At 71.6% G+C, this 26478-nt stretch carries 23 protein-coding genes; 19 read left to right on the top strand and 4 right to left on the bottom strand.

Going from position 1 to position 26478, the window contains the following annotated elements; genetic code table 11:
- Positions 1-8 precede the first annotated feature (8 nt).
- Positions 9-767 (top strand): response regulator transcription factor, encoded by a 759-nt coding sequence (locus ABIA33_RS27240; RefSeq protein ID WP_370085211.1) that lies wholly within the window; start codon positions 9-11, stop codon positions 765-767.
- The gene (locus ABIA33_RS27235) at positions 764-1927 is read left to right on the top strand and encodes a sensor histidine kinase (RefSeq protein ID WP_370085210.1); all 1164 of its coding nucleotides are present in this window, start codon (positions 764-766) and stop codon (positions 1925-1927) included. The genes ABIA33_RS27240 and ABIA33_RS27235 overlap by 4 nt, the downstream gene beginning before the upstream one ends.
- 448 nt (positions 1928-2375) lie before the next feature.
- Here ABIA33_RS27235 and ABIA33_RS27230 read toward each other — a convergent pair whose 3' ends face one another.
- Entirely contained in the window at positions 2376-3434 is a 1059-nt protein-coding gene (locus tag ABIA33_RS27230) for an NAD-dependent epimerase/dehydratase family protein (RefSeq protein WP_370085209.1), read from the bottom strand.
- A gap of 149 nt (positions 3435-3583) precedes the next feature.
- On the opposite strand from ABIA33_RS27230, the gene cofD reads away from it, so the two are divergent.
- The gene (gene cofD / locus ABIA33_RS27225; protein WP_370085208.1) at positions 3584-4555 is read left to right on the top strand and encodes a 2-phospho-L-lactate transferase; all 972 of its coding nucleotides are present in this window, start codon (positions 3584-3586) and stop codon (positions 4553-4555) included.
- Positions 4552-5865 (top strand): coenzyme F420-0:L-glutamate ligase, encoded by a 1314-nt coding sequence (locus ABIA33_RS27220; RefSeq protein WP_370085207.1) that lies wholly within the window; start codon positions 4552-4554, stop codon positions 5863-5865. Before cofD ends, ABIA33_RS27220 begins: the two co-directional genes overlap by 4 nt.
- A 78-nt stretch (positions 5866-5943) precedes the next feature.
- Here ABIA33_RS27220 and ABIA33_RS27215 read toward each other — a convergent pair whose 3' ends face one another.
- Positions 5944-6924 carry a DNA-3-methyladenine glycosylase gene (locus ABIA33_RS27215; protein WP_370085206.1) on the bottom strand — a complete coding sequence of 327 codons (981 nt, stop codon included), beginning with the start codon at positions 6922-6924 and terminating at the stop codon, positions 5944-5946.
- A gap of 89 nt (positions 6925-7013) precedes the next feature.
- On the opposite strand from ABIA33_RS27215, the gene ABIA33_RS27210 reads away from it, so the two are divergent.
- From ABIA33_RS27210 to ABIA33_RS27175, 8 genes are all read left to right on the top strand, one after another.
- A complete protein-coding gene (locus ABIA33_RS27210; protein WP_370085205.1) occupies positions 7014-7343 on the top strand; it encodes a type VII secretion target in 330 nt (109 codons plus the stop codon).
- Position 7344: 1 nt separating this feature from the next.
- Positions 7345-8457, top strand: coding sequence for a WXG100 family type VII secretion target (locus ABIA33_RS27205; protein WP_370085204.1), 1113 nt, complete (start codon positions 7345-7347; stop codon positions 8455-8457).
- Between the two features lies 1 nt (position 8458).
- Complete coding sequence (locus ABIA33_RS27200; protein ID WP_370085203.1) at positions 8459-9049, top strand: hypothetical protein; 591 nt, start codon at positions 8459-8461, stop codon at positions 9047-9049.
- Positions 9050-9137: 88 nt separating this feature from the next.
- Positions 9138-9902, top strand: coding sequence for a TIGR03089 family protein (locus ABIA33_RS27195; RefSeq protein WP_370085202.1), 765 nt, complete (start codon positions 9138-9140; stop codon positions 9900-9902).
- A gap of 194 nt (positions 9903-10096) precedes the next feature.
- Positions 10097-11446, top strand: coding sequence for an LCP family protein (locus ABIA33_RS27190; RefSeq protein WP_370085200.1), 1350 nt, complete (start codon positions 10097-10099; stop codon positions 11444-11446).
- A gap of 92 nt (positions 11447-11538) precedes the next feature.
- Positions 11539-12405: a LytR C-terminal domain-containing protein gene (locus ABIA33_RS27185; protein ID WP_370085199.1), complete on the top strand. Its 867-nt coding sequence runs from the start codon at positions 11539-11541 to the stop codon at positions 12403-12405.
- Positions 12406-12455: 50 nt separating this feature from the next.
- The gene (locus ABIA33_RS27180) at positions 12456-14030 is read left to right on the top strand and encodes an LCP family protein (RefSeq protein WP_370085198.1); all 1575 of its coding nucleotides are present in this window, start codon (positions 12456-12458) and stop codon (positions 14028-14030) included.
- Between the two features lie 409 nt (positions 14031-14439).
- Entirely contained in the window at positions 14440-15969 is a 1530-nt protein-coding gene (locus tag ABIA33_RS27175; protein ID WP_370085196.1) for an LCP family protein, read from the top strand.
- A gap of 30 nt (positions 15970-15999) precedes the next feature.
- Here the strand turns inward: ABIA33_RS27175 and ABIA33_RS27170 are convergent, their stop codons facing one another.
- Positions 16000-17085: a glycosyltransferase family 2 protein gene (locus ABIA33_RS27170; protein WP_370085195.1), complete on the bottom strand. Its 1086-nt coding sequence runs from the start codon at positions 17083-17085 to the stop codon at positions 16000-16002.
- Between the two features lie 197 nt (positions 17086-17282).
- On the opposite strand from ABIA33_RS27170, the gene ABIA33_RS27165 reads away from it, so the two are divergent.
- On the top strand, positions 17283-18809 hold the full coding sequence (locus tag ABIA33_RS27165) for an LCP family protein (protein ID WP_370085194.1): 1527 nt from the start codon (positions 17283-17285) through the stop codon (positions 18807-18809).
- A 183-nt stretch (positions 18810-18992) separates the two neighbouring features.
- A complete protein-coding gene (locus ABIA33_RS27160) occupies positions 18993-20339 on the top strand; it encodes an LCP family protein (RefSeq protein ID WP_370085193.1) in 1347 nt (448 codons plus the stop codon).
- Positions 20340-20412: 73 nt separating this feature from the next.
- Here ABIA33_RS27160 and ABIA33_RS27155 read toward each other — a convergent pair whose 3' ends face one another.
- Complete coding sequence (locus tag ABIA33_RS27155) at positions 20413-21150, bottom strand: GntR family transcriptional regulator (protein WP_370085192.1); 738 nt, start codon at positions 21148-21150, stop codon at positions 20413-20415.
- A 322-nt stretch (positions 21151-21472) separates the two neighbouring features.
- Here ABIA33_RS27155 and ABIA33_RS27150 point away from each other — a divergent pair, with 322 nt between their 5' ends.
- The 5 genes from ABIA33_RS27150 (at position 21473) to ABIA33_RS27130 (ending at position 26441) form a co-directional block, all read left to right on the top strand.
- Positions 21473-22630 carry an ABC transporter substrate-binding protein gene (locus tag ABIA33_RS27150; RefSeq protein ID WP_370085191.1) on the top strand — a complete coding sequence of 386 codons (1158 nt, stop codon included), beginning with the start codon at positions 21473-21475 and terminating at the stop codon, positions 22628-22630.
- A gap of 62 nt (positions 22631-22692) precedes the next feature.
- A complete protein-coding gene (locus tag ABIA33_RS27145) occupies positions 22693-23538 on the top strand; it encodes an ABC transporter permease (protein ID WP_370085252.1) in 846 nt (281 codons plus the stop codon).
- Positions 23526-24416 carry an ABC transporter permease gene (locus tag ABIA33_RS27140; RefSeq protein ID WP_370085190.1) on the top strand — a complete coding sequence of 297 codons (891 nt, stop codon included), beginning with the start codon at positions 23526-23528 and terminating at the stop codon, positions 24414-24416. The genes ABIA33_RS27145 and ABIA33_RS27140 overlap by 13 nt, the downstream gene beginning before the upstream one ends.
- A 105-nt stretch (positions 24417-24521) precedes the next feature.
- Positions 24522-25649, top strand: a complete 1128-nt coding sequence (locus ABIA33_RS27135) for an ABC transporter ATP-binding protein (RefSeq protein WP_370085189.1) — start codon at positions 24522-24524, stop codon at positions 25647-25649.
- Positions 25650-25745: 96 nt separating this feature from the next.
- The gene (locus tag ABIA33_RS27130; RefSeq protein ID WP_370085188.1) at positions 25746-26441 is read left to right on the top strand and encodes an HAD family hydrolase; all 696 of its coding nucleotides are present in this window, start codon (positions 25746-25748) and stop codon (positions 26439-26441) included.
- Positions 26442-26478 lie beyond the last annotated feature (37 nt).

Raw genomic sequence — 26478 nt, 5'->3', positions numbered from 1 at the left:
CTCTGAGTGTGACCTCCTCACCTCCGCAGCACTCCCCCGACGGGCACATCCTCGTCGTTGACGACGACCCGACCGTCGCCGAGGTCGTCGCCCGCTACCTGCTCCGCGCCGGATACTCGGTCGAGCGCGCCGCAGACGGCCGAACGGCCCTGGAGCGGGTCGCCCGAACCCGCCCCGACCTGCTCGTCCTCGACCTGATGCTGCCCGAGATCGACGGCCTCGAGGTCTGCCGCCGGCTGCGCGCCGACCCGGCCGGGCGCGGCGTCCCGGTGGTCATGCTCACCGCCAAGGGGGACGAGCACGACCGCATCCTGGGCCTGGAGCTCGGCGCGGACGACTACGTCACCAAGCCCTTCTCGCCCCGGGAGCTGGTGCTGCGGATCCAGTCGGTGCTGCGCCGCAGCGCCGCCCCGACGCCGCCGCCCTCCCCCGAGCTGCTGCGCGCCGGGGACCTGGTCCTCGACCCCGGCGCCCGCCGGGCGCACCGCGCAGGCCGCGAGCTCGCGCTCACGCTGCGCGAGTTCGACCTGCTCGCGTTCCTGCTCCAGCACCCCGGCACCGCCTTCGGGCGCGAGGAGCTGATGCACCGGGTCTGGGGCTGGGACTTCGGCGACATGTCGACCGTGACCGTGCACGTCCGCAGGCTGCGCGAGAAGGTCGAGGACGACCCGGCCGCGCCTTGTCTGATCACCACCGTCTGGGGCGTCGGCTACCGGTTCGACCCCGTGTCGGACGCCAACGCTGAGAACGAGGCGGCAAGCGCATGAGCGACCTGATGCTGATGGCCAGTTACGCCGCCCTGGGCGCGGCGGCCGCCGGGGTGGTCGGCTGGCCCGCGGTCCTGCTGCTGCGCCGCCGCTCGCTGGCCCTCTCGCTGTTCACCGTGGTCTTCGTGACCGTCCTCGCCGTCGCCGCGAGCACCATAGCCGTCGCCGAGGCCATGCTCCCCGGTCATCACGACTTCCAGGTCGTCACCATCGTGACCTGCATGGGCTCCGTGGTCTCCCTGATCGTCGCCGCGCTGCTCAGCCGCCAGGTCGTCGCGGGGAGCCGGGCGCTGACCCGCGCCGCCCGTACGGTGGGCAGCGACGCCGGCTTCACCGCCCCTCTCGGGCCGCTGAGCTCGGAGCTCTCCGAGCTCAGCGCCGAGTTGTCGGCGACCAGCGCCCGCCTGGCGGAGTCCCGGCAGCGCGAGCGTGCGCTGGAGAGCTCCCGGCGCGAGCTGATCGCCTGGATCTCGCACGACCTGCGCACCCCCCTGGCCGGGCTGCGGGCCATGGCCGAGGCGCTGGAGGACGGCGTCGCCGACGAACCGCAGCGCTACCACTCGCGGATCCGCACCGAGGTGGACCGGCTGACCGGCATGGTCGACGACCTCTTCGAACTGTCACGTATCCAGGCCGGGGCGCTCACTCTCAGCCTCTCCCGGGTGTCCGTCTACGACCTGGTCGGCGACGCCATAGCCGGGGCCTACCCGCTGGCCCGCGAGCGCGGGGTGCACCTGGTCGGGGACAGGATCGCGCCGGCTCCGGTGGAGGTGGACAGCCGGGAGATCACCCGAGTGCTGGGCAACCTGCTGATCAACGCCATCCGGTCGACGCCGGTGGACGGGACCGTCGCGGTCGCCGCGCGGCAGGAGGAGGCCGAGGTCGTGGTGTCCGTCACGGACGGCTGCGGCGGCATCGACGAGCAGGACCTCGCCCGGGTCTTCGAGACCGGCTGGCGCGGCGGCAGCGCCCGGACCCCGCGCAAGGCGGCGACCGCTCCCGCCGGGGCGGTGCAGCACCACGGGGACACGGGCGCGGGGCTCGGCCTCGCTATCGTGCGCGGCATCGTGGAGGCGCACGCCGGGCACGCCTCGGTCCACAACGTGCACGGCGGCTGCTGCTTCGAGATCGCCCTGCCGGCCGCGATGCCGTGGGCCTGACGCCCGGCGCGTGACTCCCAGTACGGGGGCTCGCCCTGCGGCAGGTGCTCGCAGCGGCCAGGCTCCCGCGGCGGAGGGCTCGCGCGGGCGTGTGGCAGGGACTCGGGCGGCGGAACTCCTGCGACGGGGGCTCCCGCCCGGAGGGCTCGCGGCGGCGAGGTCCCCCCGGGGGCTCGCGCGGCGTGCGGCAGGAACTCCTGTGGCGGGACTCAGGCTGCGGGGGCTCCCGCCCCGGGGGGCTCGCGGCGGCGAGGTCCCCCCGGGGGCTCGCGCGGCGCGCGGCAGGAACTCCTGTGGCGGGACTCAGGCTGCGGGGGCTCCCGCCCCGGAGGGCTCGCGGCGGCGAGGTCCCCCCGGGGGCTCGCGCGGCGTGCGGCAGGGACTCCTGCGGCGGGACTCCGGCTGCTGGGGCTCCCGTCCGGCTGACCTGCCGGACGGGAGCCCCCCGCTACTGCCCGCGCAGCGGGGCGTGTGCGAAGGCCGCCATCCCGGAGGAGAAGGGCACGATCGGCCGCCAGCCCAGCTCCTCGCGCAGGCGGCGCGAGTCCGCGGTGATGTGGCGGACGTCCCCCAGCCGGTACTCGCCGGTGACGACGGGCTCGGGCCCGTGGTTCGCGGTGGCGAGGGCCGCTGCCATCTCGCCGACGGTGTGCACCACCCCGCTGCCGACGTTGTAGCGGCGCGACTCCCCCGGAGGCCGGTCGGGAAGTGCCCGCAGCGCTGCGAAGTTGGCCTCGGCGACGTCCGCGACGTGCACGAAGTCGCGCCGCTGGCCGCCGTCCTCGAACACCCGTGGAGCCTCACCCCTGGCCAGGGCGGAACGGAAGATCGACGCCACCCCCGCATAGGGGGTGTCGCGGGGCATGTCGGGTCCGTAGACGTTGTGGTAGCGCAGCGCGATCATCCGCCCACCGCAGGCCCGTGCCCACGCCGACGCCAGGTGCTCCTGGGCGAGCTTGCTCGCCGCGTAGACGTTGCGCGGGTCCGGTGCCGCGTCCTCGTCCACCAGCCCGGGTTCCAGCGGTGCGCCGCAGCGCGGGCAGGGCGGTTCGAAGCGCCCGGCGTCCAGGTCCACCGTGCGGCGCGGCCCCGGCGCGACCTCCCCGTGCTCGGGGCAGCGGTAGCGGCCCTCCCCGTAGACGACCATCGAGCCGGCCAGGACGAGCCGGGACACCTTCGCCCTGGCCATCTCGGCCAGCAGCACGGCGGTGCCCAGGTCGTTGCAGCCGACGTAGTCGGGCGCGTCGTCGAGGTCGAGGCCGAGGCCGACCATCGCCGCCTGGTGGCAGACGGTGGTCACTCCGCGCAGCGCCTTCTCGACGGTCTCCCGGTCACGCACGTCGCCGTGAATGAACTCGACGCCGGGAGGCAGGTTCAGCGGTGTTCCCGCCGGGTGCACGGCCGGCAGCAGGGCGTCCAGCACGCGCACGTGGTGGCCTGCCGCGGCGACGCGGGCGGCGACCGCCGACCCGATGAATCCGGCTCCGCCGGTGAGGAGTACGTCCATACCTCGGGACGTTAGGGGCATAGCGCGCCGGGCGAGTGGGTCGCGGACGATCCGTCAGGGGTCCGTAAGAGGTGGGAGTCGGAGCGGGTCGGCGAGCCCGATCCCCCCGCAGGGCATGGTTGTCCGCGGCACCTGCGAGGATGACTGGTATGCGCATCGTGGTACTGGCCGGAGGAATCGGCGGCGCGCGCTTCCTGCGCGGCCTCAAGCAGGAGGTCGGGCCCGGGGCCGGCCTCACCGACATCACCGTCATCGGGAACACCGGGGACGACATCCACCTCTTCGGGTTGAAGGTGTGCCCCGACCTGGACACCGTGATGTACACGTTGGGCGGTGGCATCCACGAGGAGCAGGGGTGGGGGCGCGCCGACGAGTCCTTCTCGATCAAGGCCGAGATGAAGGAGTACGGGGTCGGACCCGAGTGGTTCGGCCTCGGCGACAAGGATTTCGCGACGCACATCGTGCGCACCCAGATGCTGGGCGCGGGCTATCCCTTGAGCGCCGTCACCGAGGCCCTGTGCGCCCGCTGGCAGCCCGGGGTTCGGCTGGTCCCGATGTCGGACGACCGGGTGGAGACGCACGTGCTGACGGACATCGAGGGCGAGCGGAAGGCTGTGCACTTCCAGGAGTACTGGGTGAAGCACCATGCCTTGGTTCCCGCGCACGCGATCATCCCGGTGGGCGCGGAGCAGGCTAAGCCCGCCCCGGGGGTACTGGAGGCCCTGGCCGAGGCCGACGTGATCCTCTTCCCGCCGTCGAACCCGGTGGTGAGCATCGGGACGATCCTCTCGGTGCCCGGGATCCGCCGCGCGGTGGTGGAGGCGAAGGCGCCGGTGATCGGCCTCTCCCCGATCATCGGCGGCGCGCCGGTGCGCGGAATGGCGGACAAGGTGCTGGAGGCGGTGGGGGTGGAGACCACCGCCGCTGCCGTGGCGAAGCACTACGGCAGCGAACTTCTGGACGGTTGGCTGGTGGACGAGTCGGACGCGGCCTCCGTGGCCGAGGTCGAGGCGGCGGGCGTCCCCTGCCGGGCGGTGCCGCTGTGGATGACGGACGTGGACGCCAGCGCCGCGATGGCCCGGGAGGCGCTGGCCTTCGCCGAGGCGGTGCGGCGGGCGTGAGCGAGTTCTCGGTACGGGGGGTCACCGGGCTGCCGGAGATCGCCGCAGGGGACGACCTGGGCGAGCTGCTGCTCGCCGCCCTTGGCGGCAGCCTGCGGCACGGCCTACAGGACGGCGACATCCTGCTGATCACGTCGAAGATCGTGAGCAAGGCCGAAGGCCGGATCGTCCTGGCGGACGACCGCGAGGCGGCCATAGACGCCGAGACCGTACGCGTCGTCGCCCGGCGCGGGCGGACCCGGATCGTGGAGAACCGGCAGGGCCTGATCATGGCCGCGGCCGGGGTCGACGCGTCCAACACCCCGCCGGGAACCGTGCTGCTGCTGCCCGAGGACCCGGACGCCTCCGCCCGCGCGCTGCGCAAACGGCTGGGCGGGCTGACCGGCGCGCGGATCGCCGTGGTGATCACGGACACCTTCGGGCGGCCCTGGCGCAACGGTCTGACGGACGTGGCGATCGGTGCGGCAGGGCTGGACGCGCTGGAGGACCACCGGGGACGGACGGACTCGCACGGCAACGAGCTGGCGATGACCGTCACCGCGACGGCCGACGAGTTGGCGGCGGCGGCGGACCTGGTGAAGGGCAAGACGTCCGGCATGCCGGTCGCCGTGCTGCGCGGCCTCGGCCATCTGGTGACGGAGGAGGACGGCGCGGGAGTCCGGCCGATGATCCGCAGCGCCACCGAGGACATGTTCCGGCTGGGCACCTCGGAGGCGATTCGCGAGGCGGTCACCGGGCGGCGGACGGTACGGCGGTTCACCGACGAACCGGTCGACGGCACTGCCGTGCGCCGGGCGGTCGCGGCCGCGATCACCGCGCCCGCGCCGCACCACACCACGCCCTGGCGCTTCGTCCTGGTGGAGTCCGCGGAGACCCGGACCCGGCTGCTGGACGCGATGCTGGCGGCCTGGAACGAGGACCTGCGGACACTGGACGGCTGGACGGACACGCAGGTCAGTACCCGGGTCCGGCGCGGCGACGTGCTGCGCAACGCGCCGTACCTGGTGGTGCCGTGCCTGCTGATGGAAGGCTCGCACGACTATCCGGACGCGCGGCGGGCGGCCGCGGAGCGGGAGATGTTCGTGGTGGCGATGGGCGCGGCGGTGGAGAACCTGCTGGTCACGCTGTCGGGGGAAGGGCTGGGCACGGCGTGGGTGTCGTCCACGATGTTCTGCCGGGACACGGTGCGCGAGGTGCTGGCGCTGCCGGAGGGCTGGGACCCGATGGGTGCGGTCGCGGTCGGGCATCCCGCCGCGCCGGCGCCGGAGCGGGCGCCGCGCGACGCGGAGGCGTTCATCGAGGTGCGGTGAACTGACCGCCGGTGAACCGATGTGCGCTGACAGCTGAGGCGCGATGGGACCGGGTCAGCAGTGACGGCCGGGCCCTCGTCAGATCGCGCGGAAGTCGCGGGGCGAGTAGCGCGGGGCGTGGCGCGGCGCACGCATGGAGACCATCCGGAGCAGTCTGCAGACCCGGTGCCGATGGCCCCGGTAGGGCTCCAGCAGTTCCAACATCCCGGCGTCGTCGGTGCGTTCGCGACCGGCCAGGGCCCAGCCGACCGTGTTGGGCAGGTGCAGGTCCCCGACGGACACGGCGTCCGGATCGCCGTTGCTGCGCTGCATGGTCTCCGCGGCGGTCCAGACGCCGATCCCGGGGACGGTGGTGAGCAGCGCGGCCGCCTCGGCGGAGGGCAGCACCGAGGCGCGTTCGAGGCGGGCCGCGAGCCGGGCCGCCCGTACGACGGTGCCGGAGCGCTTGCTGTCGACACCTGCCCGGTGCCACTCCCAGGAGGGGATCATGGCCCAGTCCCTGGCGGAGGGCGCGACCCGCATCCGTCCGGGCGCGGGTCCGGGCGCCTCCGTGCCGAAGCGGTGCAGCAGCCGGTGCCAGGCGCTGTGGGCCTCGTCGACGGTGACCTTCTGCTCGAGGACCGCAGGGACCAGTGCCTCCATGACCAGCCCGGTGCGGCCGAGGCGCAGGCCGGGGTTGCGGCGGTGGGCCTCGCGCAGCAGCGGGTGGGTCGAGGAGTCGAAGCCCGACGGGTCGTCGTCCGCGCCGAGCAGCGAGGGCAGACGGTCCAGCAGCCACTCCGCGCCGGGGCCCCACGCCTGCGCGCTGACCAGCGCGTCGGCGGGCCGCACCAGCACCCGCAGGGTGCCGACGCCGCCGGGCGTCCGCGAGGCGCGCCACAGCGCGCCGTCGGGCGTCGCCCGGTAGGACGGATCGCGTGAGCCGTGTCGCAGGACCCCCAGCGTCGATCCCACGTCGAGCGCCCCGAGCGGCTTCCACTCGCGGGTGCGGGCAGCGTCCGCCGCGCGCTGCGCCGGCACCGCGAGCACCGCGGGTACCGCCACTCTTCCCTCGTCCACCCGAGCAAGGGTACGGGCGTCCCGCGGGGCGCAGGGGCCACTTTGATAGCGTGCGGTCGCCGGTGAAGGCCGATTGACGGGGGAATTCCATGGGTGCAGGTTTCGTCGTCCACCCAGAGGCGCTGCGCGGCTACGCGCAACTCCTGGAGACGCAGGCAGAACGAATGCAGCAGGTCAACGCCGCGATCAGTGGGGTCTCGGTGTCGGCTGACGCCTTCGGCCAGCTGCCGAACTCGGGTTCCATGCACGGGCAGTACACCGCTCACGCGGAGGCGGAGACGCAGAACACGATGGACATGGCGGAGATCCTCTCCGGCATCGGCCAGGCGCTGGCGGCGGTCGCAGACGAGTACCAGGCCGTCGAGGAGGAGCACGTCCACGCTCTGGGCTCGATAGCCGCGAACCGGGCGGCGAACTGACGTGGCCGGGGGAATAGGCGACGAGGCCGTCGCGGCCTACAACTGGATCAACACTCCGCTGTTCACACTGCCCGTCCAGCTTCCCGACATCCACAAGATGGAGTCCGGAGCGGTCGACGGCCTGATCGACAGCGGTGTACGGGAGTTCCTCAAGATCACCGGCCTGCAGGATCTCCTCGACATGGTCACCGGAAGGCCCGAGGAGCTGCACGCGGCCGGGGCCGTCTGGCTGGATCAGGCCAAGACGACCCGGGACATCTGCGGCCAGTTGCAGTCGGGGGGCCGCGCCCTGCAGCCGCAGTGGGACGGCCAGGCGTCCGGGGCATTCGGTACGTTCATGGGCAACCTGTTCCAGCAGCTGGAGTCGATGGCCCAGGACATGTCCCAGACCGCGGAGATCCTGAACAACGCAGGTCAGGAGTGCCAGCTCGCCGAGGACATGATCGTCATGATCATCCGTGAGGCGATCGAGTGGTACCTGATGGACCTCGCCGCCACCGCCGTCGCGGACATCTTCACTCTGGGCCTCGCCACCTTCGTCGGGGCCGCCGCCGCCACGGCGGAGGCGGCTGTGTTCATCGAACGTGCCACCAAGGTCTGCACGACACTGGGAAAGGTGCTCGAGGACCTGCAGAAGATGCTGAAGGACCTGAAGGCCGCGGGTGAGGCGGTCAAAGCTGCCAAGGGATTCAAAGCGACGTACGGGAGCTTCAAGGCCGCGCAGGAGTTGACGAAGGGCTTCCGGACGGCAGGCAGCATATTCAAGGTCGGGAAGGACGCCGAGTACTCCTGGAGCGCTTACCGCACCTTCAAGATCGGCAACAAGATCGTGACCGCTACCGCCGGCACCGCCCTGGGCGGCCTGACTGGACTTCCCACCGCAGTCGGAAAGTCCGGGATCGCCAAGGACATCGGCGCGGGCGCGAAGGATCAGCTGACCGGCGATGGCGGGCTCGCCGTGACAGCGCGCGCCATCGACGGCGCGACCGGAACCGGGACGCCGACACCCGCCCCCTACCGACTCCCGGACTCCAGTACCTCCTCGCTGCGTGACAAGCTCGACGCCCTCACCACTTTCGCCAACCCTGTCCCCAAACCTGCAGGAGAGCACTGACGTGTCGACACGCCCTGAACCCGCCACCGTGCAGGAGTTGTGGCAGCAGGAGCTCGACGAGCACGGCCCCCATCTCCCGCTGCTGCTCGAGCCCGAAGAGAACATCCGCGGCATCGTACGGACCGACTTCGGGTGGTTGGTGAAGAACGCGCCGGAGCGCCATCTCTCGACGGAGAAGGGCTTTCGACGCTTCCTCGATTTCCTCTCCGCCATCAGCGGCTTCGAGTCATCCGACGTCCAGCCGATCAAACGGGTACTCGGACTCCTTCCCGGCACGAAACCCCTCAGCGGCGGATGGAAAGGGGCCGCAGGCCAGTTCGTGATCGCGGCTACCAGAGCCTCCTATCCGTTGCGGAGGGTGTTCTTCGTGGTCACGGACCGCAGGGTGATCGCTCTGGGCACCCGCTACGACACTCCGCTCGCCCAGCAGAAGGTCGCCGGGGAGTACTCGCGGGACCAGCTGACTCTGCGCGCGGGCGCGCCACGCCGTCCCGGCAAGGGTGTGGACATCGCGTTCCCGGACGGGACCTGGGTCAGGATGGGCGGGAAGCAGCTCCCCGACGAGCTTCTCGCCCGGCTTCTGAGCGAGTGAGCGCCGAGGGTGCGAGGCGAAGCCGACGCCTCGGGTGCCGTACTGGTGCACGACCTTGCATGCGCCAGGGCATAGGCTGGTCGACACCATGAGCCAGACACCCCTCAGCGGCGCAGCGACCCCCGCCGATCTGCTGCGCTCCGCCCTTGCGACCGACCCTGCTCGCCCGCTGATCACCTACTACGACGACGCGACGGGCGAGAGAGTCGAACTCTCCGTCAAGACGTTCGACAACTGGGTGGCGAAGACCGCCAACCTCTTGCAGGACGATCTCGCCGCCGCTCCCGACGACCGGGCCGCGTTGCTGCTGCCCGCACACTGGCAGACCGCGATCTGGCTTTTCGCCTGCTGGTCGGTCGGTCTGACGGTGTGTCCGGGGGGTGACCCGGCCGAGGCGTCGCTGGTCGTCAGCGGTCCGGACACCTTGGAGGCGGCCCTCGCCTGCCCGGGCGAGCGGGTGGCGCTCGCGCTGCGTCCGCTGGGCGGCCGATTCCCGCAGCTGCCGGCCGGGTTTCTGGACTACGCGGCGGAGGTCCCGGCGCAGGGCGACCGGTTCGTGCCGTACGCGCCGGTGGACCCGGACCGCCCCGCGCTGGTGATCGACGGGGAGCAGCTGACGGGGGCGCAGGCGGTGTCGCTGGCCACTGAGCAGGCGGAGCGGCTGGAGCTCGGTCCCACCGACCGGGTGCTGAGCACGTTGTCGTTCGACGACTGGGCGGGGCTCGGCGGGGGGCTGCTGGCGCCGATCGCCGCCGGGGCCTCGGTCGTGCTGTGCCGCAACAGCGAGAAGCTCGCGGACGAACTGCTGGAGCAGCGGATGGCTTCGGAGCGGGTGACCCGCCGGATCAGCTGACCGCTGGACCGGCGGGCGACCGCACCTGTCACTCCGTCACTCCGTCACCCGCGCCGCCATGTTCGTCGAACACGCGTGCAACTTCAGCCGCCGTTCAAGCGTCTGGTTCTTGAACAGGTCTTCCCGGCCTCCGGCAGCGCAGCCGTGGATCCGGCGACAGCCATGGCACGAAACTCGCGGGGACGGTTCCAGGCATGAGCGGCAACGGCGAGGCCCCTCCCAACAGCGAAGTCCCTCCCGAGAAGAATCGTTTCTCCAGCGTCGAGTCCAGTAGCGAGACCTCCACCGGCGAGTCCAGCAACGCGACCTCCGCCGGCGACGCCTCGGCGGACGCGGGCGCTCCACGCCCGCGGCGCCGCCTGCACCTACTGCGCTGGTTCGCACTGGGCCTGGGTCTGGTGCTGATCGCCGTTTCGGTGACTCTCTGGCTCGGGTACCAGAAGCTCAACCACAACATCCACACCGACACCACCACGCCCAGGCTGCTCGGCCCCGTCAAGGACCGCCCGACGGTCGCGCCGATCGCCTACAACGCCGAGAACATCCTCCTCATCGGCTCCGACAGCCGGGCCGGGGCCAACAGCTCCTACGGCGACCCCAACGGTGGCGCCCGCTCGGACACCACCATCGTGCTGCACCTGTCCAAGGACCGTAAGAGCGCTGTCGCGATGAGCATCCCGCGCGACGCCATGGTGCACATCCCCGCCTGCGAACTCCCGGACGGCAACCACACCAACGCCATGTTCGCCCAGTTCAACTGGGCCTACTCCTACGGTGGAACGGCCTGCACGATCCGCACCGTCGAAAACCTCACCGGCATCCGGATAGACCACTTCATGGTGGTGGACTTCAACGGCTTCAAGACGATGGTCGACGCCGTCGGCGGCGTGAAGATCTGCCTGGCGAAGCCGGTTGCGGACAAGAACGCGCAGCTGTACCTGCCGGCGGGCCGGCAGACCATAAACGGCACCCAGGCCCTGGGCTTCGTCCGGGTCCGCGAGACCATCGGCGACGGCAGTGACACCGAGCGGATGGGTCGGCAGCAGCAGTTCCTCTCCTCCCTCGTGCAGCAGGCCGAGAGCAGCGGTGTGCTGTTCAACCCGGTGCGGCTGTTCCCGCTGCTGAACGCGGTCACCTCCTCGATCACCGTGGACCCCGGGTTGAACACCGTCAGCAAGCTGTACGACCTGGCGACCAGCCTCCGGAACATGCCCTCGGAGCAGTTGGTGCTGCTGACTGCGCCCCGGGAGCCGTACGTCAACGACTCCAATCGGGACCAGTTCCGCCAGCCCGAGGCCGACCAGCTGTTCGCCCAGATCCGGAACGATCTGCCGGTACGGCTGACGACCAGCGGGCCCTCCGGATCGCCCGCTGGTTCGCCCAGCGGCTCGGCGTCCGGTTCGCCGTCCGCTGCCGCCACGGCTCAGGCCGCCGCCGACGCCGCCCAGGGCGCCCCCTCCACATCCGCCGTCCCCTCACCCTCAAGTACCCTCCCCACCTTCACCGGACGTACCGCAAACCAGGACATCTGCACCTCTTCCTGACCCTCTTCTCCGGGCTCCGCGTCACCCTCGGGGAGTGACCGGCTAGTGTGGCCGACTCGGGGCGGACACTCCTGGGCAGAGCGGAGCTAGAGGTGCAGAGGGGACGCGGGACGGGCGCCGAACCCGGCGGCCTCGGCGGTGTCGACGCCGCCGACCTGTGGGTCCTGGATCCGGGCACGGGCGAGTACCGGATGCGGCTGCCCGGCGAGCCGCAGCGCCCGACCGGTCCCGCCTCCGCCACCGCTGGTACCACCTCGCCCTCACCCCAAGTCGCCGCCCCCGCGCGGCAGCCCGCAGGAGGCCGGGCGGCCAGGCGGCGCGGCAGCGCGCGGCGCAGCCGCGTGCACAGCGGGCCGATGATCGCCGGGGTGGCCTGCTTCCTCGTCGCCGCAGCCGGGATCGGCGGCTACGTCCTGCTCAGGGGCGGTAGCAGCAGCGCCGCCGGAGGCCCCGCAGCCGCCGCCCCGCGCAGCGCGCCGAGTTGCACCGCGCAGTCGTCCAACTCCCCGACCGTCACCGGGCCCCGCCCCGAACCCGCCGTCTCCGGCGCCTTCCTGAACGGCGCGAAGGCGGCGGCGATCGACGTCAGGGTGACCGTGCTCAACGGCAGCGGCACCTTCGGCCAGGCCGAGTCGGTACTCAGCTGGATGCAGAACACCGAGCACTTCCTGCGGACCAGCAACGGCGGCCCGGCCCCCGCCACCCTCGCCGCCACCACGCTCGTCTACGCGCCGGACCACGTCGACCAGGCCCGCACTCTCGCCGCCGCGATGGGCCTGCCCGCCACCGCGCTGCACGGCGACGGCAAAGGCAGCGGCCTGCGCGATCCCATGGTGCTGACGCTGGGTCAGGACTTCCACGGCATAGGCAAGCCGTTCGCGGCCCCCTCCCCCGCAGCCCCCTCCGGCCCGGCGAACGCCGCCGGCGGCACCGGAAAGGCCGGTTGCGGCAGCCAGTAGCCCGGCGCGCTCCGGGCAGACGCCCGAGAGCATGAAGGCAGGCACCGCCGATGACCAGCAACCACGCCAGCCCCCGCCGTCGCAGGACCCCGTCTCAGCAGTCCCGGCCCCGCACCGAGCAGCGGCGCGAGGACCGCGGGCTCCCGCGCCGCCGCACCCGGCGCCTGGCCCTGATCTGCGGCGTCCTGGTGCTGCTCTGCGTGCTCTGCGGCTGGGGCTATGTGCAGTACCTGAACAGCAACATCAGGCACGGCGCGCTGAGCTTCGGCGACCAGGGCAGCGTCTCCGTGGACTCGGCGGGACACGCCCCGCTGAACATCCTGCTGATCGGCTCGGACACCCGCGACACCGCCACCGACCTGGCTCTCGGCGGTTCCCGCTCCTCCGTGGGCGGCCCGGCGCACGCGGACGTGGAGATGCTGCTCCATGTCTCGGCGGACCGCAGCAACGCCTCGCTGATCAGCATCCCGCGCGACACCATGGTCGACATCCCGTCCTGCACCGACCCGGCGACCGGCCAGGCCTATCCCGAAGCGCCGCACGAACAGATCACCGACAGCCTGTCGCACGGCGGCCCCGGCTGCACCGTCTACACCTGGCACCAGTTGACGGGGATTCACATCGACCACTACATGATGGTCGACTTCGGCGGCGTGGTCAGCATGGCGGACGCCGTGGGCGGCGTGCCGGTCTGCACCACAGGCAACGTCAGCGACCCGTTCTCGCACCTGCGGCTGACCAAGGGCGAGCACGTGGTCAAGGGCGTCGAGGCGCTGGAGTGGCTGCGCACCCGGCACGGATTCGGGGACGGCAGCGACCTGTACCGCACACAGACCCAGCACATGTACCTCACCTCGTTGCTGCGGCGGCTGCGCTCCGGCGGCACCCTGGCCGACCCCGCCAAGGTCCTCGCCCTCGCGAACGCCGCGACCAGGGCGCTGACCGTCGACGACAGCCTCGACAGCGTCACCAGACTGGCCCGTCTCGCCGACCAGTTGAAGAACATCCAGCCGGAGCGGCTGACCACGGTGACCATGCCGTACGCGGCGGATCCGAGGAACCCCAAGGCCTGGGTCATCCCCATGCCGGGGGACGCGGACCGGCTGTTCTCGATGGTGCGGGGCGACGTCCCGCTGGACGCCCACGGTGCGGCGGCCCCGCCGGCACCGTCCACGTCCCCGTCCGCGCCGCCCGCCTCGCCGACGGCGGCGCCCTCACCGACGGGCTCCGGCTCCCCGGCCGAGGCCCGCCTCACGGTGCAGAACGGCAGCGACATCCCCGGGCGGGCGACGACCCTGACGGCGGCGCTGCGCGCCCTCGGATTCCCCCGTACCCGCAACGGCCTCAACGCACTCGGCCACCGGCACGCCACGACGCTGAGCTACGCTCCCGCCGACCGGCCTGTCGCCGAGGCCGTCGCCGGCGCCCTGCGCCTGCCGTCGAGCGCCCTGCACGAGTCCGACTCAGCCTCGCAGCCGCTCCTCGTCGTCGGCTCGGACTGGCCCAGCGGCAGCAGCTTCCCGGTCGTGGTCACCCCGGCCGCGGGGGCGGTTCCGACGACCGCGGCGCAACAGAGCGGCGACCAGAGCAAATGCGCAAAGGTGAACCCCGCGTACTCCTGGTGACGAAACGCGCCGGAACTGTCCGTTTCTTTCCAGTTCGCCAACAATTGGATTCAGCGGAATTCCCCGCCGGGTGACATGTCGACTTCGGCTTCTCATTCCTTTCTCTCGGACAACACGAGGTGAATCGGGGATCTCGAATCGATATAGTCCCCTAGCAGCGGCCGCAGGGGAGACGCCAGCCGCCGGGTTACGCCTCGGGGGTGGCGCCGACTCTGGAGACTCGCGCAGGGGTGAATTGTCCTTGATGTATGAAGACGACCGTTCCGGCGGCACCAACCAGACATACGCACCCGCAGGTGGAGAATCACCCCGCGGCACCGGCGGTCGGGCAGCCGCCCGAAAGGCGGGGAAATCGCGTCGCAAGAAGGCAGGCCGCGGCAAACGAATACTCAAGTACACGTCCGTCACGATGGGCGTGACCCTGGTGGCGGTAGCCGGCGGCGGCTACCTCTACATCCAGGAACTCAACAGCAACATTCGCACCGGCAACCTCCACGCCGACCCCAAGGCCACGGTCGCCGCGGTCGTGCCGAACCAGCAGGGGCAGACCCCGCTCAACATCCTCCTGATCGGCTCGGACGGCCGTAGTACCGCGGCCGACTGCAAGCTCGGCGGCTCCTGCGACAACAGCCCTCCGCATGCCGACGTGGAGATGCTGGTCCACCTCTCGGCCGACCGCAGCAACGCCTCCATCACGAGCATCCCCCGTGACACCGTGGTCGACCTGGCGGACTGCCAAGGGCACAACAACCGCCACGAGGCCATCACCGACAGTCTCAACTACGGTGGCCCGGCCTGCGTGGTGGACACCTGGCAGAAGCTCACCGGCATCAGCATCGACCACTACATGATGATCGACTTCTCCGGTGTGGTGAACATGGCCGATGCCATCGGCGGCGTCCAGGTCTGCACCAAACAGAACGTGATGGACTACCAGGTGAGTTACGACGCGAGCGGGGTCCGTCACGAGATCGGCTCGCACCTGCTCTACCCGGCCGGAACCCGCAAGATCCAGGGGGAGCAGGCGCTGGAGTGGCTGCGTACCCGGCACGCCTGGGAGGACGGCAGCGACATCGGCCGCACCCACGCGCAGCACCTCTACATCAACTCGATGATCCGCCAGATGAAGAGCCTCGGGACGCTCACCAACGTCAGCGAGATGAACAACCTCGCGCAGGCCGCCACCAAGGCGCTGCAGGTCGACGACAAGCTGGGCACGGTGACCGCACTGTCCAGCCTCGCACTAGAGTTCAACAAGGTCCCCACCAACCGGATCACCACGGTGACCATCCCCTGGCAGTACGGGACGAACCCATCCAACCCGCTCAATCTCCCCGTCGAGCTGAAGCCCGAGGCCCAGCAGATATTCGCGCAGTTGCGAAACGACATCCCGTTCGACAAGCACGGCAGCACGACGACCGGCAGTCCGACGACCGGCAGTCCGACCCCCAGCGCCCCGGCGAGCGCCGCCGCCAGTCCGACCCCCGTGGACAAGGCCGCTGTCCAGGTCTCCGTGCAGAACGCCAGCGGCGTCAACGGCCGCGGCAAGGCCCTCACCGAGTTCCTGGTCGCGAAGGGCTTCACACACGCGACCCTGGACTTCAAAAACCCCCCAGCGGCTCCGACCAGGCTGACCTATCCGGCGGCGGACCAGGCACAGGCCCAGGCTGTCGCGGCCGCGTTCGGCCTGTCACCGGCGGCACTGACCGCCTCGTCCTCGGCGACCCACCTCACGCTGGTGATCGGCACCGACTGGACCACCGGCACGGCCTTCACGAGCGCGCCGGCCAAGTCCGCGGGCCTGCCGCCGCAGACCGACTCGCAGAACGCCGCGGACGACAGCACCCAGTGCATGGTCGTCAACCAGCAGAAGTCCGCCAACGGCAACTACCTCTACAGCTGGACGGGCTCCACCCCGCCGGTCGTCCCGCAGCCCTGATCCGGCCCGACGCCGTTACGACCTGGGGAGCTACCGCGCGGCGGCGGCCCCGGTGTCGACGGAGGCCGCCGCAGGCGCGGTGCTGGCGATGACCCGGCTGGCCAGCGAGCGGGGGCTGGTGAGGAAGCCCCACCCCCAGCACATGTGCATGGTGGCGAAGGCGACCGGGAGTTGGACCCGGGCGCCGAGTGGGAGTCCGCGCCCCTCGCGCAGCGAGCCGAGGAGGATCAGCGCCGCGTAGCCGCCGGGGACGGCGAACAGCAGCGGGTTCAGCAGGACCCCGCCGACCAGGCCGAGGCTCACGCCCAGCACCGCCGCCGGAGGGGCGAGGTAGCGCAGGTTCACCGAGCCCCGGTGGTAGCGGGTGACGACCCGGCGCCAGCGGCCGTAGTCGCGGTACTGCCGGGCCAGCGCGCGGAGGTCGGGGCGGGGGCGGTAGGTCACGCGCAGGTCGGGGGTGAACCAGACCAGCCCGCCGTCCTGGCGGATCCGGTAGTTCAACTCCCAGTCCTGGGCCCGGACGAACTCCTCGTTGTAGCCGCCCTGCTTCTCCAGCACCTCGCGCCGGAACACGCCGAGGTACACGGTGTCGGCGGCGGAGGCCTGGCCGCCGGTGTGGAAGGCCGCGTTGCCGACGCCGATCCTGGACGTCATCGCCGCGGCGACCGCCTTCTCCCAGTCGTTCTCGCCCTCGGCGTGCATGACGCCGCCGACGTTGGCCGCCCCGGTCTCCTCCAGGAGCCGGACCGCGGTGGCGACATAGCCGGGGGTGAGCAGGCCGTGACCGTCGACCCGGACCACGACGGGGTAGCGCGAGCCGCGGATGGCCGCGTTCAGTGCCGCCGGCGTCCGACCCGTGGGGTTGGACACGGTCCGCACCTCGCGGTCGGTGCCCGCCGTCTCGGCGACGAGTGCCGCGGCGATCTCGTCGGTGTTGTCGCTGGACGGGCCGAGTGCGATCACCACCTCGAGGCTGCCCGCGTACTCCTGTTCCAGGATGCGCTGGACCGCCTCTCTCAGGTGCCGGGCCTCGTTGAGCACCGGCATGATCACGGAGACGGAGGGCAGCGGAGTCGGCTGCCCCTCGGGGGCGTGGGAGGCGGGGGTCGCGTTCATTGGACGCAACCGTACCGCTGGCTCCACGGCGTTGCCGAACGCAGGGGCGCGCACGGTTCGGGGGGCGCTGCCGCTCCGTTCCGCAAGCGTCGCGATGCTCGCCGCTGCGGGTGGAACGGTTCTCCTACGAGGGAACCACGGCGACACCCCGCCCGGGCTCCGCCTCGTACGCGTCGGCCGCGCCTACGATCCCGAAGATGCCAGCCGACCGCCGCTACCCGTACGCCCGCCCCGCGTTCCAGGCCCGCCACCACCGGCGCTGGAGCGTCTGGATCGCGGGAACGGTCTCCGGCGCGGTGCTGGCCACCAGCGGCGTGGGGTGGGCCGTGGTCAACGGCGTCGGCGACTCGATCAGCCGGATCAACGTCTTCGGCGGTCTGCGGAACCGGCCTTCCGGCGACGACGCGCTGAACTTCCTCGTCGTCGGCACCGACGAGCGCGAGGGCGTGCCGGAGAACGTGCTGCGGTCCCTCCACGCGGGCGGCGAGGCCTGCCACTGCACGGACACGATGATGCTGGTGCACCTGTCGGCCTCCGGGGGCCGGGCCAGCGTGGTCAGCATCCCGCGTGACAGCTACGTCGCCATCCCGGCCCACCGGGACTCCGCGACGGGACGGCAGATGCCCGCCGCCATGGGCAAGATCAACGCTGCCTACGGCCTGGGCGGGCCGCCGCTGACCGTGCAGACCGTGGAGCAGGCCACGGGCCTGCGCATCGACCACTACCTCCAGCTGAACTTCCTCAGCTTCGTCAGCACGGTGGACGCGCTCGGCGGTGTCCCGGTGTGCACCGACCGGCCTCTGCGCGACCCGAAGTCGGGACTCGACCTCCCGGTGGGCACGACCAGGCTCGACGGCGCGGAGGCGCTCAAGTACGTCCGGGCGCGGTATGTCGACCCGACCGCCGACCTGGGACGGATGCAGCGCCAGCAGAAGTTCGTGGCGCAGGTCATCCAGCAGGCGACCAGTTCGGGGACCCTGCTCGACCCGGTGCGGCTGCAGAGCGTGCTGTCCGCCGTGCTGAAGTCCGTGAAGGCGGACGAGGGGCTCAGCGGGCACGACCTGGTGACTCTCGGTACCCGCCTGAAGGACCTGCGGCCCTCCTCGGCCTCCTTCGCGACGGTGCCGCTGGCCGACCTGAACCACGAGGCGCCCGGCTGGGGCTCGACGGTGCTGTGGGACCGGACGCGGGCGGCCGCGCTCTTCGCGGCGCTGCGCAAGGACCAGCCGCTGACGGCTCCGGCGCCCCGGGCGACTGCCGGCGCCGGCGCGGCCACGCCCGGTGTCGGCGGGCAGACGGCCGCTCCGGTGCGGGTCGCCGTCCCGCCCGACCGGGTACGGGTGCAGGTGCTCAACGGCGCGGGCGTGCCGGGCCTCGGCGCCCGGGCCGAGGGCGAGCTGCGGGCGGCCGGCTTCGGTACCACCGGCCCGGCGACCAACGCTCCGGGCCCGGACGGCGCGGCGCGGACGGTCGTCCGCTACGACCCGCGCTGGGACGGCTCCGCCCGGACGCTGGGAGCCGCGCTGCCCGGCGCGCAACTCGTCCCGGTGCCGCACCTGGGTCCGACCATCCAGCTGGTGCTGGGCCGGGACTTCACCGGCGTCGGCAAGGTCACGACCGGCGGTCCCGCCGCCGGGACCACCCCGACCACCCCGGCCGCGGCCGCGAGCACGGGGACCGGTGTGATCTACGCCTCACGCGGTGACACGGTGATCTGTCACTGAGACCTGCCGCCACTGACTGTGAGACCTGTCGCCGAGACCTGTCACAGATCCCGTCGGATTCGCTCCTACTGCCCGACGATTCCGCCACGGGTCGTTCACCGGCATGCATCAAAACTGCTACAGGTCGCCGCCAGGGATGGCCGACGCCCCTGCCGGGCCGCGAAACAGGGCATCCTCGGACACATGACGACGCAGGATGGGTGGAACGAGAGGCCCGGCAGCCGGGACCCCCGGAGCCGGGACATCAGCGGCTGGGAGACCCGTGCCGGCGCGCCCATGGCGCACAACAGGTCCGAGCCGCCGCTGCCGCCGGAGCTGAACCCGCGCGGTGCGGGCGGTCTACGCTCCGGCGGGCGCCCGGCCCCGCAGGCCGGGCGCACCGTGCCGCGGCCGGCGGCAGGGCAGCGGGACTGGTCGCCGACCGCGTCCCACGCGGGCCAGGGATCCGGCGCACCGCAGGGCTCGGGGCTGCCGCCGGGACTGGACCCGCGCGGTCCGGGCAACGGCGGCGCGGGGCGGCGCCCCGGTGGCGGGCGGCGCGGCTGGTCCCGCAGCCGCAAGATCCGCTTCACGCTGTTCGCGCTGGTACTGACGCTGCTGGTGGTGAGCGTCGGCACGTACTTCTGGGCGGGCAGCAAGCTCACCCACAGCAACGTGCTGGCCGACTACTCCGGCCGTCCGGCCGCCGGGAAGGGCACCAACTGGCTGATCGTCGGATCGGACAGCCGCCAGGGCCTCTCCAAGCAGCAGCAGCAGGACCTGCACACCGGGTACGACACGGGCGCCCGCACCGACTCGATGATGATCCTGCACACCGGCAGCAACGGGAACACGCTGATGAGCATCCCGCGTGACTCCTACGTCACCATCCCGGCCTGGACCGACAGCAAGGGTGTGTCCCACAGCGCGGCCAAGCACAAGATCAACGCGTCGTTCGCCGAGGGCGGCGGCCCGCTGCTGGTCCAGACCCTGGAGTTCAACACCGGCCTGCACATCGACCACTACGCCGAGATCGGCTTCTCCGGCTTCGTCAACGTGGTCGACGACTTGGGCGGCATCGACATGTGCCTGGACAAGCCGATCGTCGACAAGGCCTCCGGCGCCGACCTCAAGGCCGGCTGCCAGACCCTGAACGGCAAGCAGTCGCTGGCGTTCGTCCGCGAGCGGCACCAGGAAGCCACCCAGGACCTGGCCCGGATGCAGCACCAGCAGCAGTTCCTGAACGCGCTGTCGCACAAGGCCACCTCGATGGGGACCCTGCTGAACCCGTTCACGCTCTACCCCACCCTCAACAGCGGCCTCTCCCTGCTGACGGTGGACAACAGCACCGGACTGACCGACCTGGGCTCGATGTTCTTCGCCATGAAGGACGTCAAGGGCGGCAACGGCAAGACCATCACCGTGCCGATCTCCAACGCCAACTACCCGACCCCCGCCGACGGCTCGGCCGTGAAGTGGAACATGACCGAGGCCCAGCAGGTCTTCAACGCCCTCAAGACCGACTCGGCCGTGCCGACCTTCTCGAACTGAGGCGACCTGACCCGACCTGACGAGACCTGACGAGACCTGACGCACGCAGCGTCGCACGTGGGGTGACCGACCGTCACCCCACGTGGCGTGCCAGCGGGTTGGAGCCGATGGAGTTGGCCACGGCGAAGCTGACCGAACCGGAGCGGTAGCGGTCGTCGGACCACTCGATGGGCCGGCCCGCGTGAGTCGTGGTGGTGCGGCGGATCCGCAGCAACGGGCCGCCCCTGCGGATGCCGAGCAGCTCCGCGTCCTGGGTGCCCGCGGCGACGGCGTCGATCATGTGCTCGCCGTAGGCGAAGATCACCCCGATGTCCTCGTAGAGGGCCTGGACGACGGATTCGCACTCGGCCGGGAGCCGCTCCACCGCCTCGGCCACCCACAGCGGGTAGACATTGCGTTCGACCAGAACCGGCTCGCCGTCCAGCCCGCGCACTCGCAGCACCTGCAACACGTCCGCGCCCGGCTCGATGAGCAGCCGCTCGACGTCCTCGGGGCTCGCCGGGCGGCGGTACTGCTCGACGACCCGGCCTGACGCGGTACGCCCCATGGCCCGGGCCCACTGGGCGAAGCTGCGCAGCTCGGCGAAGCTCTGGCTGCGGCGGTTGCCCAGGACGACCCGGCGGGCGCCCTGGCGGGAGCCGATCCGGCCCTCGGAGGTGAGCGCGGCGACGGCCTGGCGAACGGTACCCCGGGAGACCTCGTAGCGGGCGGCGAGATCGCTCTCGGTGGGGAGCATGCCGCCGACGGGATACTCGCCGCGGTCGATGGCCCGGCGCAGCTCCTCGGCGATCTCCTCGTGGCGTGCGGCCACAGTCGGGCCCTCCATCACAGTCGGGGTACGGCGGATTGGTTGTGCACAGTGATTCGTTGTGCACAGTGCTGTCGCAGGTGAAGCGGCGGGTGGGCCGATCCGCTGCGGCTGCGTGATCGTACCGTTACCTGCGTGCCCGGTGAAACAGGGGCCCGCCAGGCGGAATAACGACAGCCAAAGGAACGCGAGTGTATACATCGCGTTCACTGTCCCGTCATCATTCTCGGGCGTACTGTCATCGACTTGTCCAAACAAGTCGCCCCTGTGCTTCTTGCAGTCCCGGTTCTCACTTCCTTGCTCAGACGCCTCGTCAGGAGACATCGTGACCCCCTCCCGTGCCCGGGCAGCCGCCCTCACCGGCTGCCTGGTGGCCGCAGCGCTCACCCTCACTGCCTGCGGATCCGCGACGTCCACGAAGACCACTGCCGGCTCGGGCGGCGTGTCCGCCGCCACCGCGACCTCCGCTGCCGACCTCGGCGGCATGGACGCCCTGGTCAAGGCGGCGCAGAAGGAGGGCACGCTGAACGCGATCACCCTCCCCCGCGACTGGGCCAACTACGGCGCGCTCATGGACGGCTTCACCAAGAAGTACGGCATCAAGATCAGCGACGAGAACCCCGAGGGTTCCAGCTCGGACGAGATCACCGCGGTCACCACCCGCAAGGGCCAGGGCCGCGCCCCCGACGTGCTCGACCTCGGCGGCGCGTTCGCGCTCAGCGGCGCCCAGCAGGGCCTGTTCGCGCCGTACAAGGTGGCCACCTTCGCGCAGATCCCCGCGGGTCAGGCCGCCACCGACGGCAGCTGGACCTACGACTACGGCGGCTACGTCTCCATCGGCTGCAACGCCGGCAAGGTCGCCGCCTGCCCGAAGAGCTTCGCGGACCTGCTCAAGCCCCAGTACAAGGGCATGGTCGCCCTCAACGGCGACCCGACGCAGGCCGGCGCGGCCTTCGCGGGCGTCTACGCGGCAGCGCTCGCCAACGGCGGCAGCCTCGACAACATCCAGCCCGGTCTGGACTTCTTCACCAAGCTGAAGAAGGCGGGCAACTTCAACCCGGTGCAGGCCAAGCAGAGCACCGTGGAGTCCGGCGAGACCCCGATCACCATCGACTGGGACTACCTCAACGCGGGCTACGCCGCCGAGTTCAAGTCCAAGGGCATCAACTGGCAGGTCAACGTCCCCAGTGACGGCCAGTACGCCAACTACTACAACCAGGCCATCAACAAGTGGGCGCCGCACCCGGCCGCCGCCCGCCTGTGGGAGGAGTACCTCTACAGCGCCGAGGGCCAGAACCTCTTCCTCGGCGGCTTCGCGCGCCCGGTGGAGATGGACGCGCTGAAGAGCGCCGGCACCCTCGACGCGGCCGCCGCAGCCAAGCTGCCGACCGTCTCCGGTACCCCGACCTTCCCGACCCAGGCCCAGATCAAGACGGCCAAGGCCGCGCTGGCCACCGGCTGGGCGAAGGCCATCGCCGGGTGAGCACCGCCGACCCCGCGACTTCCGCAGTCGGGGCCGACCGTCCCCGCCGCCGCCTGCGCAGCATGCTGCGCAAGGCGGCGGCGGGGCGGCTCGCCGTCGCCCCCCTCCTGATCTTCGTTGCCGTGGCCTTCGGCGTACCAGCCGTCGCCATGGCCTACGGTGCGTTCACCACCAACACGCCGGGCACCCCCGCCAGTTACACCGCGGGCAACCTCAGCGCCTCACTCCAGGGCGGCTACCTGACCGCGCTGCTGGGCAGCGTCAAGCTGTCCGCTAGCTCGGCGCTGATCGGCACCGCCATCGGACTGCTGCTCGCCCAGGCCGTCGTCACCTCCCGCTTCCAGACGCTGCGGCACGCCGTGCTCAGTGCCTCCGGGGTGCTCGCCAACTTCGGCGGCGTGCCGCTGGCCTTCGCGTTCATCGCCACCCTCGGCAACGCCGGGGTGCTGACCACGCATCTGCACCTGACCAGCGCGGGCTGGAGCCTCTACACCTTCTGGGGCCTCAACCTGGTCTACCTGTACTTCCTGATCCCGCTGATGGTGCTCAGCGTCCTGCCCGCCCTCGACGGCCTGCGCCGCCAGTGGCGCGAGGCGGCCCAGAACAACGGCGCCACCACCTGGCAGTACTGGCGCCATGTGGCGCTGCCGGTGCTCGCACCCTCCCTGCTCGGCGGATTCATCCTGCTCTTCGGCACGGCCTTCGCCGCGTACGCCACCGCCGCCGCGATGGTCGGCGCGTCGGTGCCGCTGATCACCCTTCAGATCGCCAACGCCCTCAACGGCAACGTCTCCGCCGACGCCGGGAACGTCGCTCTGGCGATGAGCCTCGACATGGTGGTCATCGCCGTCCTGGTCATGGCCGTGTACCTGCCCCTGCAACGCCGGAGCGCCCGATGGCTGGTGTGACCACTGCTCTGACAACCCTGACGACGCGGCCCCCCGCGCCGGTCGCGGTCCGCCGCCGGGGCCGCCCCCGCTTCGGCCGTGCCGCGATCCTGCTGATCTGCGGCCTCTACTTCACCGTGCCCATCCTCGGCTCCTTGCTGTTCACGGTGGACGACCCGGTCAAGGGCTTCACCCTGTCCGCCTATTCGCAGATCTTCAGCGTCAGCGGGCTGTGGCCCGCGCTGCAGCTCTCGCTGGAGCTGGCGGTGGCCACCATCGCCGTGGTCTACCTGCTGCTCATCCCGGCCGTGATCGCCGTCCGCCTCGGCAGCCCCCGGCTGCGCACGGTCGTCGAGATCACCTGCACGCTGCCGCTGGTCGTACCGTCCATCGCGCTCACCGCGGGTATCAGCACCGTGCTGCGCTGGGGCACCGACAACCTCCAGTCGACGCCGTTCTTCCAGACCCTGGTCGCCATCCAGAACCCCACCTTCCCGGTCATCCTGCTGCTCGCCTACGTGGTGATGGCCCTTCCCCTCGCCTTCCGCACCCTGGACGCCGGGATGCGGGCGCTCGACGTCCGCACCCTGCTCGAAGCCGCGCAGAACAACGGCGCCGGGCGCACCCGCGCCATCGTCACCGTGATCCTCCCCAACCTGCGCGGCGCCCTGCTCAACACCGCCTTCCTCACCCTGGCCCTGGTGCTCGGAGAGTTCACCGCCTCCTCGATCCTCGGCTACGTGCCCTTCGCCGTCTGGATCGTCAACGGCAACTCCTCAGGCCAGGGGCCGGTCACCGTCGCCGTCTCGATCGTCAGCCTGGTGCTGACCTGGCTGCTGCTGCTCGTTCTGTCGGCCGGCAGCGCACGCCGCAAGACCTCGACCCCGACGGCCGACTGACCCGCACCGCCACCGCTGACCCCGCGCCACCGAGCGAACCGCGCACCGAACGACCCCCACTCCGAACGACCCCCACTCCGAACCACCCCCCAAAGGGAGCCCCCGATGACCAAGACGGCCCCCGCCGACGCCGCCTCGACCACTGGCACAGTGATAACACCCGCCACTGACAACGGCAGCGCCACCGTCGAGTTCCAGGGCCTGCGGCGCACCTTCGGCTCCACCGTCGCCCTCGACGGCCTGGACCTCACCGTCCAGCCCGGCGAGCTGCTCGCACTGCTGGGCCCGTCCGGCTGCGGCAAGACCACCGCGCTGCGCATGGTCGCCGGGTTCGAAACCCCCGACTCCGGCGCGGTCCTGGTCGACGGCGCCGACATCACCCGCATCCCGGCGCACCGTCGCGACGCGGGCATGGTGTTCCAGTCCTACAGTCTCTTCCCGCACCTCAACGCCCGCGACAACGTGGCCTTCGGCCTGCGGATGCGCCGCGTCGCGACCGCCGAGCGCCGCAAGCGCGCCGACGAACTGCTGGAACTGGTCGGCCTCCCGCAGTACGGCGACCGCTACCCGCACCAGCTCTCCGGCGGGCAGCAGCAGCGCATCGCCCTGGCCCGCGCCCTCGCCCTGCGCCCGCGCGTGCTGCTGCTCGACGAGCCGCTCTCGGCGCTCGACGCCAAGGTCCGGCTGACGCTCCGGGACGAGATCCGGCGGCTCCAGCAGGAACTCGGCATCACCACCCTGTTCGTGACGCACGACCAGGAGGAGGCGCTGTCCATGGCCGACCGGGTCGCCGTCATGCACGCGGGGCGGCTGGAGCAGTGCGCCACGCCCGCCGAGCTGTACGCGCGCCCCACGACGGCCTTCGTCGCGGAGTTCGTCGGCACCATGAACCGCATCACCGGACGCGTCGGCGACGACCCCGGCACGGTGGAGGTGCTCGGCCAGCGCCTGCCCGTGGACGGTGCCAGGACCGGCCCCGACCAGGACGTCGAGGTGCTGGTCCGTCCCGAGAACGTGCTGCTCACCGCGCAGGGCGGCAGCGGCGCGATCGTCACCGGAAGCACCTTCCTCGGCCCGGTGACCCGCCTCGCCGTACAGCTTCCCGACGGCAGGACGGTCAAGGCCGACCTGTCCACCCACGACGCCGCCGCGCTTCCGGCCGGCACCGGTGTGACGGTGCAACTCCCCGAGCGGCCGGTCCTCGTGGACAGCCACCAGGGCGGGGAGGCCTGACGCCTCCCTGCACCCCGCAGCCCTTCACTGAGCAACCCTTCTTCTGAGCAGCCCTTCACCCGGCAACACTTCACCAGCAACAGAGAGCAGTCCGCCGTGCCCACCCGCGCCACCGACACCCCCGGCGGCCCCGCCGAACTGCACGCCGTCCTCTTCGACATGGACGGCACCCTCGTCGACACCGAGGGCCTGTGGCTGCAGGCGGTGGAGACGGAGGCCGGGCTGCTCGGCCTGGTCCTCGGCGAGGAGGACCAGCCGCACATCCTCGGCCGGCCCGTCCAACACACCGCCGCCCACCTGCACCAGCGGGCTCCCGGCGGCCGTAGCGAGGCATCTCTCTCAGCCGCCCTCGAACACCGTTTCGCCGGTCTGGTCAAAGCACAGGTGGTGCCGCTGCCCGGCGCGCTGGAACTCCTCGACGCGGTCAAGGCCGCCGGGATCACCACCGCCCTGGTCTCCGCCTCTCCGCGGCACGTCGTCGACATCGTCCTGGAGGCCCTCGGCCGCCGCCGCTTCGCCGTCTCCTTCGCGGCCGGCGAGACCCCGGAGACCAAGCCCTCGCCCGATCCCTACCTCGCCGCCGCCGAGGCCCTCGGCGTCCGGCCGGGCTCCTGCGTCGCCGTCGAGGACACCCCCATCGGCATCGCCTCCGCCGAGGCGGCGGGCTGTGCGGTCCTGGCGGTGCCCTCCACGATTCCCATCTCCCCGGCCCGGGGCCGGGCCGTGGTCGGCAGCCTGCTGGACGTGGATCTGTCCCTCCTGCGCGGCTTGGTGCGGTCGAGGGAAGCATGAGCGACCAACGCTGGTTGTAGCGACGTTGGACAGCTGC

It is taken from the genome of Streptacidiphilus sp. MAP12-16 (assembly GCF_041262165.1).
Lineage (GTDB): Bacteria > Actinomycetota > Actinomycetes > Streptomycetales > Streptomycetaceae > Streptacidiphilus.
Note: the sequence above shows the minus strand (reverse complement) of the source record. Positions and strands in the feature narration are given on the sequence as shown.

What these genes read in the sequence shown, in the direction of transcription:
- ABIA33_RS27235 (WP_370085210.1), top strand. Translation starts at nt 764, where the DNA reads ATGAGCGACCTGATGCTGATGGCCAGTTACGCCGCCCTGGGCGCGGCG.
- ABIA33_RS27230 (WP_370085209.1), bottom strand. Translation starts at nt 3,434, where the DNA reads ATGGACGTACTCCTCACCGGCGGAGCCGGATTCATCGGGTCGGCGGTC.
- cofD (WP_370085208.1), top strand. Translation starts at nt 3,584, where the DNA reads ATGCGCATCGTGGTACTGGCCGGAGGAATCGGCGGCGCGCGCTTCCTG.
- ABIA33_RS27210 (WP_370085205.1), top strand. Translation starts at nt 7,014, where the DNA reads ATGGGTGCAGGTTTCGTCGTCCACCCAGAGGCGCTGCGCGGCTACGCG.
- ABIA33_RS27195 (WP_370085202.1), top strand. Translation starts at nt 9,138, where the DNA reads ATGAGCCAGACACCCCTCAGCGGCGCAGCGACCCCCGCCGATCTGCTG.
- ABIA33_RS27190 (WP_370085200.1), top strand. Translation starts at nt 10,097, where the DNA reads ATGAGCGGCAACGGCGAGGCCCCTCCCAACAGCGAAGTCCCTCCCGAG.
- ABIA33_RS27180 (WP_370085198.1), top strand. Translation starts at nt 12,456, where the DNA reads ATGACCAGCAACCACGCCAGCCCCCGCCGTCGCAGGACCCCGTCTCAG.
- ABIA33_RS27175 (WP_370085196.1), top strand. Translation starts at nt 14,440, where the DNA reads ATGGGCGTGACCCTGGTGGCGGTAGCCGGCGGCGGCTACCTCTACATC.
- ABIA33_RS27170 (WP_370085195.1), bottom strand. Translation starts at nt 17,085, where the DNA reads ATGAACGCGACCCCCGCCTCCCACGCCCCCGAGGGGCAGCCGACTCCG.
- ABIA33_RS27165 (WP_370085194.1), top strand. Translation starts at nt 17,283, where the DNA reads ATGCCAGCCGACCGCCGCTACCCGTACGCCCGCCCCGCGTTCCAGGCC.
- ABIA33_RS27160 (WP_370085193.1), top strand. Translation starts at nt 18,993, where the DNA reads ATGACGACGCAGGATGGGTGGAACGAGAGGCCCGGCAGCCGGGACCCC.
- ABIA33_RS27145 (WP_370085252.1), top strand. Translation starts at nt 22,693, where the DNA reads ATGCTGCGCAAGGCGGCGGCGGGGCGGCTCGCCGTCGCCCCCCTCCTG.
- ABIA33_RS27140 (WP_370085190.1), top strand. Translation starts at nt 23,526, where the DNA reads ATGGCTGGTGTGACCACTGCTCTGACAACCCTGACGACGCGGCCCCCC.
- ABIA33_RS27135 (WP_370085189.1), top strand. Translation starts at nt 24,522, where the DNA reads ATGACCAAGACGGCCCCCGCCGACGCCGCCTCGACCACTGGCACAGTG.